The 11,766-nt window shown below is 55.3% G+C and carries 10 protein-coding genes, 2 pseudogenes and 1 riboswitch; all 12 genes and pseudogenes read right to left on the bottom strand.

Annotation, left to right across the window (positions count from 1 at the left end):
* A pseudogene (locus QJ48_RS00910) lies at positions 1–964 on the bottom strand (alpha-mannosidase); the annotation flags it as partial.
* A 224-nt stretch (positions 965–1,188) separates the two neighbouring features.
* Positions 1,189–2,379 (bottom strand): substrate-binding domain-containing protein, encoded by a 1,191-nt coding sequence (locus tag QJ48_RS00905; RefSeq protein WP_054971791.1) that lies wholly within the window; start codon positions 2,377–2,379, stop codon positions 1,189–1,191.
* A gap of 84 nt (positions 2,380–2,463) precedes the next feature.
* Positions 2,464–3,231 (bottom strand): VOC family protein, encoded by a 768-nt coding sequence (locus QJ48_RS00900; protein ID WP_054971790.1) that lies wholly within the window; start codon positions 3,229–3,231, stop codon positions 2,464–2,466.
* Positions 3,232–3,281: 50 nt separating this feature from the next.
* The gene (locus tag QJ48_RS00895; RefSeq protein WP_054971789.1) at positions 3,282–4,868 is read right to left on the bottom strand and encodes an RNA polymerase sigma factor; all 1,587 of its coding nucleotides are present in this window, start codon (positions 4,866–4,868) and stop codon (positions 3,282–3,284) included.
* Between the two features lie 120 nt (positions 4,869–4,988).
* A complete protein-coding gene (locus QJ48_RS00890; protein ID WP_054971788.1) occupies positions 4,989–5,840 on the bottom strand; it encodes a MetQ/NlpA family ABC transporter substrate-binding protein in 852 nt (283 codons plus the stop codon).
* A gap of 55 nt (positions 5,841–5,895) precedes the next feature.
* Positions 5,896–6,558 carry a methionine ABC transporter permease gene (locus QJ48_RS00885; RefSeq protein WP_036690760.1) on the bottom strand — a complete coding sequence of 221 codons (663 nt, stop codon included), beginning with the start codon at positions 6,556–6,558 and terminating at the stop codon, positions 5,896–5,898.
* Positions 6,551–7,573: a methionine ABC transporter ATP-binding protein gene (locus QJ48_RS00880; protein WP_054971787.1), complete on the bottom strand. Its 1,023-nt coding sequence runs from the start codon at positions 7,571–7,573 to the stop codon at positions 6,551–6,553. The genes QJ48_RS00885 and QJ48_RS00880 overlap by 8 nt, the downstream gene beginning before the upstream one ends.
* A 110-nt stretch (positions 7,574–7,683) precedes the next feature.
* Positions 7,684–7,818, bottom strand: a riboswitch (SAM riboswitch).
* 140 nt (positions 7,819–7,958) lie between these two features.
* The gene (locus QJ48_RS00875) at positions 7,959–9,389 is read right to left on the bottom strand and encodes a cell wall metabolism sensor histidine kinase WalK (protein ID WP_237762768.1); all 1,431 of its coding nucleotides are present in this window, start codon (positions 9,387–9,389) and stop codon (positions 7,959–7,961) included.
* A gap of 1 nt (position 9,390) precedes the next feature.
* Complete coding sequence (locus tag QJ48_RS00870) at positions 9,391–10,080, bottom strand: response regulator transcription factor (protein ID WP_054971785.1); 690 nt, start codon at positions 10,078–10,080, stop codon at positions 9,391–9,393.
* On the bottom strand, positions 10,049–10,690 hold the full coding sequence (locus QJ48_RS00865) for a DedA family protein (RefSeq protein ID WP_054971792.1): 642 nt from the start codon (positions 10,688–10,690) through the stop codon (positions 10,049–10,051). The genes QJ48_RS00870 and QJ48_RS00865 overlap by 32 nt, the downstream gene beginning before the upstream one ends.
* Positions 10,687–11,271, bottom strand: coding sequence for a class I SAM-dependent methyltransferase (locus tag QJ48_RS00860; RefSeq protein WP_054971784.1), 585 nt, complete (start codon positions 11,269–11,271; stop codon positions 10,687–10,689). Before QJ48_RS00860 ends, QJ48_RS00865 begins: the two co-directional genes overlap by 4 nt.
* A 250-nt stretch (positions 11,272–11,521) precedes the next feature.
* Positions 11,522–11,766, bottom strand: a pseudogene (locus QJ48_RS38420) (large conductance mechanosensitive channel protein MscL); the annotation flags it as partial.

Below are 11,766 nucleotides of genomic sequence, written 5' to 3'. Positions count from 1 at the left end.
ACTCCAGCCACATCGCTCCGGACGCTTCCCAGCGGTTCTCCGCGACGCGCCGTTTGATTTTCTCGTAGATGGCCGGGTAGTCTTCCTTCAAATAAGCGTAAAGCTGCGGCTGGGATTGGAAAAAGATATATTCCGGATAGCGGTCCATCAGCTGCAGCACGGTCGACCAGGAGCGGGCAGATTTCTCGCGCGTATGCTTCAATCTCCACAGCCAGGCGACGTCGATATGGCAGTGTCCGACCGCCGTCACTTGAGGCCGCGCCCCGCGCGGCAGCTCTTCCAGCCGCTGCTTGAGCAGCGCCAAAGCCTGCTTTGCCGCAGCGTAAAAAGCCTCCGAGCCCGGCGCTCGCCAATCCAGCAGTTGGATCGCATCGTCGAGCGCCGACAGCATGCCGTGCTTCTCGTTGCTGCGGTCCTCCAGGCAGCGCACCGCTTGCAGCACGTGCAGAGCCGTATAGTACAAGTCGTCCGTGGCCGGGTCGAGCCAAGCGATGTCCAGTTCGTCGATCCGGTGATCGAACGGCTGATGCCCGGCGTCCGGCGGCGTCAAGCCGCTCCAGGCTTGAACGACCAGCTCCGCGCTGCCCTTATTGACTGCTTCGGCCGGGATAAACAGCTCCCCATGGTTCCGGTCCAGCGCCTGCGCTGGCTGCCCGTTCAAATAAGCGAGCGCCTCGTAGCCGCTGCAATTGCCTCCGCCCGTGTTGCCGAGCCGGATCAGGCCTACGACGTCCCGGTCCTTCCATGCTTCCGGGAACGTCAGCGCGCCAACGAACCAAGCGGTCTGGTCGCGTCCTCCCCAGCGGATGCCGACCGATACCGGTATTCCGGCTTGCTCCCGAGCCTCCTGCGGGGAAGCGGCTTGCTCCACCATACGAATGCCGGTCAACGGGAAGCGATCCCGGTATCTGGCGTGCGCCAAATCGTTGATGCGGCGCTCTAGCTTTTCTTGTTCGAATCTCATGTCCGTTCTCCTTTTCTATCGCTAAGATATACCTACAATGTACGATATATCAAATATATTATCAATATGCATATTTGCTGTAAAATTTTAATCGTACGCACGGCAAAAAGCCCCGCGAAGCATGTATCTTGGCGGGGGCTTGCAAACGTAGCATGTTAAAGAGGAAAGCAAGTGTTAATAAAGTTCCGCTCCCGCAACGCAATCTGCCACGGATTCACTGAAAGCTAGGACGGCTTTACGGGACCGGTCGACCCTCTTACGACCAGCTCCGGTCTTAAGATGATTTTCATATATTGCCCGTGGTCCTTCTCTTTGTCCTGCGGGCGATCCAGCAGCCGGATCAAAATTTCTGCGGCTCGGCTTCCGATCTCCCCTTCCGATTGGGCAACGTGCGTATACCGTCCGGGCTCTTCCAGCCCCGGGGAAGGATCGTCGAACGTCAGGATGGACAGATCGTCGGGCACGCGAAGCCCGAGCCGCCGGGCCAAGATCGCTAGATGAATGCCAAGCTTTGCGTTCAGCGCGATATAAGCCGTGGCCGATTTGCTCTGCAAATGCCGGTACAGCGGGTGATGCTCGTCTAACAGGACGTCGTCGATCCGAAAGTCCGTCAAGATCAGCGAAGGATCGATCATCGCTCCTTGCTCTTTCAGCGCCTCCATGTACCCGGCGATGCGCTCGTCTACGGATACCGTCGGCAGCGGCGAGTCCGAGCAGATGGCAATTCTCCGGTGCCCGAGGTCCCACAGATGCGAGACGGCCAATTTAGCGCCAAGCGCGCTGTCCGAACAGACGAAATTCGTCTCCACCCCGGGCAGGTAGCGGTCGATTAACACGAACGGAAACTTGTTGATTTTGAGCGCCAATATTTCTTCGTTATACGTTTCTGCATCGACCGGGAAAATAATTAAGCCGGCCGCCCCCATGCGGGTCAGCTCGACGATCGCTTCCCGCTCCCTCTCCTTGGAATTGTGCGTCAGGACGGTGGCCAAATAATAGCCGGTATCGTTCAGCGCGCTCACAATCCCCTGTACAAGCCGCAGCGCAAAAAAGTCGGCCATGGACGGGATGAGAAGGCCGATCATTCTGCGCACTCCGGCAGAGGGCCGATCGGCAGGGGAACCGGCCGCAGCGCCCTGTACTCCCTTCTCGGCCTGTGTTCCGCCCGCTTGAGGGCTGATCGAAGCGCCCTCTCCGCTGCCGACGAAGCTGCCGCGTCCGGGAATGCGGTAAATCCAGCCGTCCTTGGCAAGCTGGGCAAGCGCATTGGCCACCGTAATCCGGCTGACGTTGAACCTCGCGATCAGCTCCTTCTCGGAAGGAATCCGGTCCCCGTCGGCCAGTTTGCCGGAGGAGATGAGCTGCTTGAAGTGCTCCTGAATTTGCACGTACAAGGGCTGTCTTTCGCTTTGCATGCGTCACGACCTCTGCTATCGATAATATCATTATGTCAATTATATCAATCCCTCGTTTGCGTGACAAATCAGAGGATGCCCCTGTTACAGACAAATCATCACCGCGTTACCTTCCGGGTCCTCGATAATAAAATAGTGGTCGAACTGCACGTCGCGGACGATTGTAATGCCGGTGCTTCGAATGAACGAGTAGGCTTCATGGATGTTGGAAGCCTTTAGCATAAACGTCGGCAGCGCCGCAAGATCCTGGTTGTTGCGGTTATCGTCGAGCAGAATTCCCGTGCCGTTCTGCATATCGAACCAATAAATCGGCCCGCCATCCTGTCGATCCGGCTTGATCTGCTGGCCGAGCAGCTTGCTGTACCACTCGGTCGCTCTTTTCAGATGGGTCACGGGGACGACGACGCTGTTGATGCGGTTTTGGATCGGGTGATCGGGGACGGTCGGCCGCACTGGATTCGGATTGATCCACTCCGATTGCACAATCATGATCTCATTGCCTTCCGAATCGACAATATGGAAATACGCGAGTCCGGGATGGGGACGCTGCACATCTTGAGAGATCGAAATCCCGTTCTCTTGGACGTATGCGCGGGCTGCTTCAATATCCGCAGTTCTCATCATGCAAATCGGATATTTTTCCTGCCCTTGCATATTGCGGTGATCATCCAGCATCAGATTGACCCGATTATTCATGTCGAACTCGTAGAACGGTTTGTCGTCGTCCAAAGATTGGAGCGGCATGCCCAGAAGCTTGGCATACCAAGCCGCCATGCGAGGCAAATCCCGGACATGCAGCACAGCGGATTTAACCTCATGCAAGAGCTTTGTTTCCTTCGTTGACGTATTCATTGGTTGATTTTCCCCTTTCAAAATGAACTTCATCAACTACGACGTTCCGATCATTCTTTTTCTATCGGATGGCGCGAAAATAGTTCTAACATGCGTTCCAATTGCCGTATCCCTTGTTCCTCGCTCGCCTTAATGCGCTGCAGGAGGTCGACCGTTCGTGCACTAATATCCATGTTGACTCCGGGGAGCCCGTAAGGAAACGAAGGATAGAGCTTATGGTACAGATCGTTTACGCTTCGAAAATCATGCACGGCAGCTTGCATGCCCTCCCCCAGCTTCGGAATGGAACGGAATACGGCATGCGAAGATAACGTCTCCAGGAAACGGACGGCATGCTCCCTGGCCTCGGTAAGCAGCGCGACATTGTAAGCGTGCCCGATCGGGTCCGCTTGACCGCTTCGAAATGCCTCTATCCATACATCGTACGAAGCCAGACCGCTAGTGTAGCCTGGAACGGCCGGCTCCCTGCCCCGGGCGTGTGTCACGATGATCTCCAGCGCCAGACGTATTTCCCGTTCGGATACGCCCGTCCAGTGCGCCGGCTGCCCGAACGACGCGACAAAAAGCTCGGGTTTGTCGGTCGAACGGCCCAGCCGTTCATACGGAATGTTGAGCGAAGGATGGCTGGCATCCCGGTACGTAAAGCACCTGTTGTCATCATCATAGCTATAGATCATGCCGAACTCGCAGCTCGCCAAGTTCCAGACCAGCGCGGGGATGCCTCGTTCAATCGTGTCCTGAATCGTTTGAAGCGCACGCAAAAGCAGGTCGGGCGTGGGGATCCGGTTTGGTTTTCCAATATGACAGGCCCTGCAGCCAAAAACGCGAGCGGCCTGATCGGCAACGAACCCCCAGTCATATACCAAGCTGCTGCTGAGGCCGGCATCGGGCGTCATCTGAATCCGGAATGCTTGTCCGGTCAGCCCCATCACCTCGCTTAAGGTAAGGCCGTTCAGCTTCGTATACCGCAGCAGTTCAAAGACGATATGACCGAAAGAAGAATAGACGCAGCGGGAGCCGGGGACGCGAAGGCTTGTCCGGGCCGGCTTGCTGAGGGCGGTTCGTCCCTGCACATACCGAACGGTCTCATAACGGAAGCGTTGTTCCTGCAGCTTGACTTTTGCCCGCGATAAAATGTTGTAAACGTTGCTTACCCTTATTTCGAACCGGCTTGCAATCTCCTCCGGCGACCATTGCCGAAAAAAATGCAATTCGAAAATTTGCCTGTCACGTTCGGTGAGCGATTCCATCAATTTGGAAATGGAAGCGATCCAATCGTTACGCAAAGCGCAAATTTCCGGATCGGCGGAGTTGCCCGATGGATGATCCCACTCATCTCCGGATAGCACAAGTCGGCGATTGCCCGATGTTCGAATCACATCTATAGCTTTGTTCCGTACGATGCTTCGAAGCCAAGGCAAAAAGCGGTCCGCATGCTCCAGCGTCTCCAACCGTAAAAAAGAGCGGAGAATCGCATCCTGCGCTACGTCTTCGGCAAGATAAGGATCTTTTGTAATCATCATGGCCCAATGAACCGCTTGGGCTCTGTGCTTCTGAATGAGCAGCTGAAATGCCTCCCGGTCGCCATTTTTTGCCCGATCGACCATATCGGAGTCCATGCTTAAGTGTTCCGTCATCAAGGCGCATCCTTTCCAATCCATTCGTATGCAGAATACGACGTAACGCGAATAAATTCAAGTTAGCGGACAGCACGAAAAAGCGGGACCCAAAGGTCCCGCTTCAGTTCACGCTATTACTTATTTAAACGCAGGCACGACAGCGCCTTTATATTTCTCGTCGATAAACTTCTTCACGTCTTCGGACGTGAGTGCTTTAGCCAGCTTCTGCATCGCCTCGGAATCTTTGTTGTCCGGGCGGGATACGAGAATGTTCACGTACGGGGAATCGTTCGATTCGATGAACAGCGCATCCTTCGTCGGTACAAGCTTCGCTTCGAGCGCGTAGTTCGTGTTGATGAGCGCCAGGTCGACTTCACCCAAGGTACGCGGCAGCATAGCGGCTTCCAGTTCTTTGAACTTCAGGTTTTTCTTGTTTTCAAGGACGTCTCTGACCGTTCCCTTGACGCCAACGCCTTCCTTGAGCTTGATCAGGTTGTTTTTCTCCAGCAGCGCGAGCGCGCGGCCGCCGTTGGACGGGTCGCTCGGAATCGCAACGGTTGCGCCGTCTTTCAGCTCGTCGATCTTTTTAATTTTTTGCGAGTAGCCGCCGAACGGCTCGATATGAACGCCGGTCACCGTAACGAGATTCATGCTTTTGTCTTTGTTGAATTGCTCCAGATAGGGCGTGTGCTGGAAGAAGTTCGCATCCAACTGCTTTTCGAATACCTGTACATTCGGCTGTACGTAATCGGTGAATTCCTTTACTTCCAGGTTGACGCCTTGCTCTTTCAGCTTCGCCTTGATGGAATTCAAAATTTCCGCATGCGGCGCGGCGGTGGCGCCGACCTTCAGCGTCACTTCTTTTTTGTCGGGAGCCGGCGTCGCTCCTCCGGTTTGCGGTGCTGCCGAGTCCGGAGCGGATTTGGTGCCGCAAGCAGCGAGCGAGAAGGCCATCACGACGGACAATGCGGTGATCATCATTTTTTTCATGGTAAGATTCCTCCACCTTTTCCTATAGTATCGATTCCTTTGTATATAAAAATCCTTATTTCCGCTGAAATTTCCGGACAAGCCGGTCGCCCAGCGACTGCAGGATTTGAACCAGCACAAGCAGAAGCAGTACGGTAACGATCATCACGACCGTTTGGAAACGCTGGTAGCCGAATCGGATCGCCAGGTCGCCAAGACCGCCGCCTCCGATGACCCCCGACATGGCCGTATACGATACGAGCGTGACCGCCGTAATCGTCGCTCCGGCGATTAAGCCCGGGCGCGCTTCGGGCAGCATGACCCGCGACACAATCTGCCAATACGTCGCGCCCATCGATTGCGCGGCTTCCACGACGCCGCGGTCCACCTCGCGCAGCGACGTCTCCACCAGGCGGGCGAAAAACGGAGCCGCGGCAATGACCAGCGGCGGGATCGAGCCCGATACCCCGAGGGACGTGCCGACGACCAGCCTCGTGAAGGGAATAAGCATAATCATTAAAATCACGAACGGCACGGAGCGCAGCACGTTGACTACGAGCGACAGCAGCGCGTACACCACAGGCTGTCCGAGAAGCTGTCCCCGCGAAGTAACGAAGAGAATGATGCCGAGCGGCAGACCGATCAGCACGGTAAACACCATGGACAAGCCAAGCATCGTCAACGTGTCGTAGGTCGCCTCTCCGATCGCTCCCCAATCCAGATTAAGCAGTTCATCCATGCTGAATCACCTCCACATCCAATCCGCGGCCTCGCAGCAGAGCGATGGCCCGCTCCGCACCGCCTTCCTGCCCCTGCAGCTCTACGACAAGCTGTCCGTAAGGGGTGTCCTTGAGCTTCGATACCGTCCCTTGCAGGATGACGAACGGCACGTTCGTCTCGCGCATCGTTTCGTACAGGACCGGCTGATACGTCTGTTCTCCGATGTACGTCACCCGGACAAGCGTCCGATTGCCTGACGCTGCGCTCCCGGAAGTCTCCAACCCGATCGCAGCCACATCGGAAACTTGAGCGACGAACTCTCTGGTCGTCCGGTGCTGCGGCTTCAGGAACACATCGGTCACCAGTCCCTCTTCCACGATCTCTCCGCCGTCAATGACCGCCACGCGGTCGCAAATCGTGCGAATCACGTTCATCTCGTGCGTAATCAGGACGATCGTAATGCCGAGCTGCTTGTTAATATCCAGCAGCAGCGACAAAATCGCGCCGGTCGTCTGCGGATCGAGCGCAGACGTCGCCTCGTCGCACAGCAGCACCTTCGGATTCGTCGCCAGCGCGCGGGCAATACCGACACGCTGCTTTTGGCCGCCCGATAGCTGCGCCGGATATTTGGTGCCGTGGCCGGTTAATCCGACGAGTCCGATCAGCTCCTCCACCCGGCGGGCGATCTGCTCCTTCGGCAGCTTGGCGAGCCGCAAAGGGAACGCAATATTATCGGCTACCGTCGCGGACGACAGCAGGTTAAAATGCTGAAAAATCATCCCGATCGAACGCCGCTCCAATTGAAGCTTGCCGGTGCCAAGCTTCGTCATCTCGACGCCGTCCACGACGACTTCCCCGGCTGTCGGGCGCTCCAGCATGTTGATCGTGCGGATCAGGGTACTCTTGCCTGCCCCCGAATGGCCGATGATGCCAAAAATCTCGCCTTTGCCGATCGTCAAATCGATATTCCGCAGTGCCGTAACCTGCCTGCCTCCGACATCGTAATTTTTCATAACGCCTTTCAACTCAATCAAATCTTTTTCCTCCCCGGAATAAACAGCCCTTGTTCGTTAAACCGGCCGTTCGCTTAGCGCAAAAAAACCCTGCACGACGAGGTACAGGGTTAGCGGTTTAACTCATGTCCCTCTCATCTGCCAGAACCTTGCTCGGGTTCTGGAGGAATTGGCACCTGATTTCCTACAGTCCGGAATTTACGAACTGTTATGGAACGGTTGCCGGGCTTCATCGGGCCTTGTCCCTCCGCCTCTCTTGATAAGAAGTGCTTCTATGAAATTAAATGAAATTGTCGATTTCAACGGTATGAAACGTTGTTAGTGTACAAAATTATTCATGTAAAGTCAATAAGAACATACGGAATTTCCGGTTGTTAAAATATTGCAGCCCGCGAAGCTCCCGGCTTTACCCGTTCAGAGGCAGCTCCAGACGAAAAACAAACCGCCCCTGCTCGTGCCGGAACGCCAGCCGTCCTCCGTGCAGCTCGGCAATGTTGCGCGCGATCGACAGCCCGAGTCCTGCGCCGTCAGGCAGTGGATCCCCCTTCCGCGATTCGTCCGCCTTATAGAACCGCTCGAACAGCAGCTCCTCCTGCGCCTTTGTAATCGGCCGGCCTTCGTTCTCGAATTCGATGGCCGCGCGCTTCGGGTAGGCAGATAATGTCACGGTGACACGGCCGGGAGCGACGGAATATTTTACGGCATTCATCAGCAGATTGTCCAGTGCGCGAACGAGCTTTTCCGCATCTGCAAAAACGTACAGCGGGGCTGGCGGGAGCCGGCATTCGATAGCAATCTGACGCTGCTCCGCAATCGGCTCGAATTCGCTGACCAATTGCTCCAGCAAATGGTGAATATCAATTTCGCGCCGTTCCAGCTTGGTCTCTCCCCCGGAGAGCCGGGTGTATTCGAATAGGTCGTCAATCAGCTTCTTCAACTGATTGGCTTTATTGTAAGCGTTCGTCAGATACCGTTCCCGCTCGGCGGCATTCGTGTGCGTAGGATTCATCAGAAGGTTCAAATATCCGATGACGCTTGTAAGCGGAGTCCGCAGATCGTGGGAGACGTTCGTGATCAAGTCCATCTTCGACTTTTCCAGACGCCGTTCCTTCTCCTGCTGCCCGGCCAGTTGCTCCGCCATGGAATTGATATTGGCCGCGACCAAGCCAAGCTCGTCCCGGCTGTTCGTCGCCAGCCGCACGGCCAGCTCGCCGTGGGCGATATCGTTCAACCCGCGATTGATGTAGCGAATCTGCCTCATTTTGCGCCAGGTCAGAGCATAGAAGAACAGCACGAACAGAACGATAAACAGTAAAAAGTTGAACATTTCGTTAATCTCGTACGCATTCCCCGGCTGCGGAACCAGCTTGCTGGAAACGATCAAATAGACGGCCTGGTCCCGATAGTGCGCCGGCAGCACCGCCGTGTACGCCGCGCCCGGCTGCCTGTTGTTCGCCTGTTTGGCCGACATCAGCAGCTCGTACAAGCTCAGCTTGCTTTCCAGCGCTTCGGAAGAGCGAAAAAGCACACGTCCGGACTCGTCCGTTACGTATGCTCTCAGCTTGCCACCCTCTCCGGCCTGGTCGACCAGCGAAGACGCCCTCCGTTCGTCCGAGTCCGGTCCGCTCAGGGCCGCCCATTCCTTGTCGAGCTTAGCCAGCCGTTCGTTCACCGTCCTTCGGATCGAATCGTAATTGTCCGCATCGTTCGGCTTAATTTCCCGGTACCCCCACTCCAATAAAGCCGAAGTCAGCGTGCTCAGCACAAGGCATCCGACGAATGTCAGCATCAGCTTGACGCGAAGCGTGACCGAAAACGGCCGTTTCACCAAACGCACCTTACTCAATTTTATAGCCCACTCCCCACACGGTTTTTATATACCGGGGTTCCCGCGGGATGTCTTCGATCTTTTCCCGGAGATTGCGGATATGCACCATGACGGTATTGTCGGAATGGAAAGCGCCTTCTTTCCACACCTGCTCGTAGATTGCATCGACGGAAAACACTTGGCCCCGGTTTTTCGCCAGCAGAGCCAGTATCGCGAATTCGATCGGCGTGAGATTGACCTTTTTTCCGCGAACCGTCACCAAGTGACGGGCCGGATCAACGACGAGGTCGCCGACCTCCACCCGGCCGCGTTCCGTTTTCTTGCCGATCATGTGCTGCCGTCTCAGGCAGGCCTTGACCCGGGCGACTAGCTCCAGCGGGTTAAACGGTTTCACGACGTAGTCGTCCGCGCCCGTGGACAAGCCGGTGATTTTGTCCAGATCCTCGCCCTTGGCCGACAGCATAATGATGGGAACGTCGCTCTTCTCCCGGATTTTCACGCACGCGCGAATGCCGTCCATCTGGGGCATCATTATATCCAAAATGATGATGTCCACCTTCTCCCGTTCGGCCAGCTTCAAGGCTTGCACTCCGTCCTCGGCTTCGAGCACGCGATAACCTTCGTTCCGCAAATAAATTTGAATGATATCCCGGATATCCGGATCGTCGTCAGCTACCAGTACGCTGTTCGCCTGCTCCAATCGAACCGCCCTCCTGCAATTTTTTGCGCTGCGCGAGCTTTACAAGGATCCATGCGGCAGCAAGCGCCAGCGGGATCCAAAGCAGCTTGAGCCCGTAGCTATAGATGAGCATACCGATTTCTTGAGCGTGACCGGCCGTCAGCCGCCCGATGAAGAAAAAGGCGAAAGTCCATACGAATCCCGTCGTGTAGGAAAGGAGAGCATAGTGGCGAAAGGACATTTTGTTCATTCCTACGAGGTATGGCAAGACGTGGCGGACAACGGGGAAAAAATAGCTGATGATCAAGGCCAGACTGCCGTATTTTTGATTGAGCTTTTCCGACAGCTCGATGGCTTTATCCATTTTCTTCTTTTTTCGGAGACGCTCCAATACCGGGGTGCCCGCGTACCGGCCGAGCACGTATCCGAGCGATAATCCCGATACGACGCCGAGATAGGTTAAGAGAAAGGCGGGAACGGGATGCAGCAGGCCGCTGGCCGTTACTGCACCGCCGGTCATCACGATGACTTCGTCGGGAATCGGCATCCCAACAATGCCGAGCCACAGCGCGAAAAACAAAGCCAAATACCCGAACTCCCCGATCCACAGCATCAGCGTATCGTAAGTCATTGCGGCGTTCCTCCCGGCTTCCGGCACACATACACGAATGCGGGAGGAAAGTTAAACGGGACGAAGCGGATCGTCTCAATATCAAAGTATTGTTCGAGCTGGGGCTTCATCTGCAGTGAATATTGAAACGCGATGAACCGGCCGCCCGGCTTAAGGGACGACGTGATTTGCTCGATCAGCCGGTCGCGCAATTGTTGCGGGAAATTATAGAATGGCAGGCCGCTGATGACGGCATCCAATCCTTCGATCCCCTGCTGGTTCAGCACCTTCCCCATACTGCAGGCGTCGGCATGACAGGAGAACTCCGGGAACCGTACTGCAAGCTGCTCCCGCAGCGTCTGTTCCTTTTCAAACAGCAGCACCTTCGTCTTCGGTCCCTTGGCTTGCCGGATGAACCGGGTTAATGCGCCTGTTCCGGCTCCGAGCTCGGCCACAACCTGCGCTTGCGCCCAAGGAACGGGCTTAGTCATCGCCCGGGCCAAAAAGCGGGAGCTGGGTGTAACGCTCCCCATTTCTTTCGGAGATTGAAAAAATTTATTTAAAAAAAGCACCTTTTCTTGAACGTTGGCGTGGAAACTCATGAATGCATTGCCCTCCTTGTTGCTCTAAATTTAACCAATCAGACGCTGTTCGAACCTTGTTTCTCTTTTTTAATTTACTTTTAAAACGAATGTAAGAGTCCGATTGTTTCGTCCAATGGGATTTGATGTACTTAGGATATCCAAAATATCTTTAGAACAAATGGAGGTTTTTCTGAATAATTTCTTAAGAAAAAAGCCAGGCTCCCTAAGATTTCAAGCAGGAGCACAGGCTGTCTGAGCTGTAAGGGGGCTAAGCGCGTTCCACAGCCGGAGCTTCGAGAACGGCGGTGCAGTATTTGCAGCGGGATGCTTTTTTGGGGGTTTCGGGCAAGCATTCCGGACATTCTTTAATGTTTTCTTTCGGATCGGGCTTGGCTTCTTCTTTTCGTCGGAACCGGGTTATCTGCTTTACGGGGATAAAAATAAAGAAAGAGACGGTCAGAAAAACGAGCAGAGTGCTTAGGGACAAATCGTAGGTAAACGCTGCCGCACCCG

It is taken from the genome of Paenibacillus sp. A3, from assembly GCF_001399685.1.
Taxonomy (GTDB): domain Bacteria; phylum Bacillota; class Bacilli; order Paenibacillales; family NBRC-103111; genus Paenibacillus_G.
The sequence above is the reverse complement of the archived record's forward strand: the minus strand, read 5'-3'. Positions and strand labels throughout refer to the sequence as shown.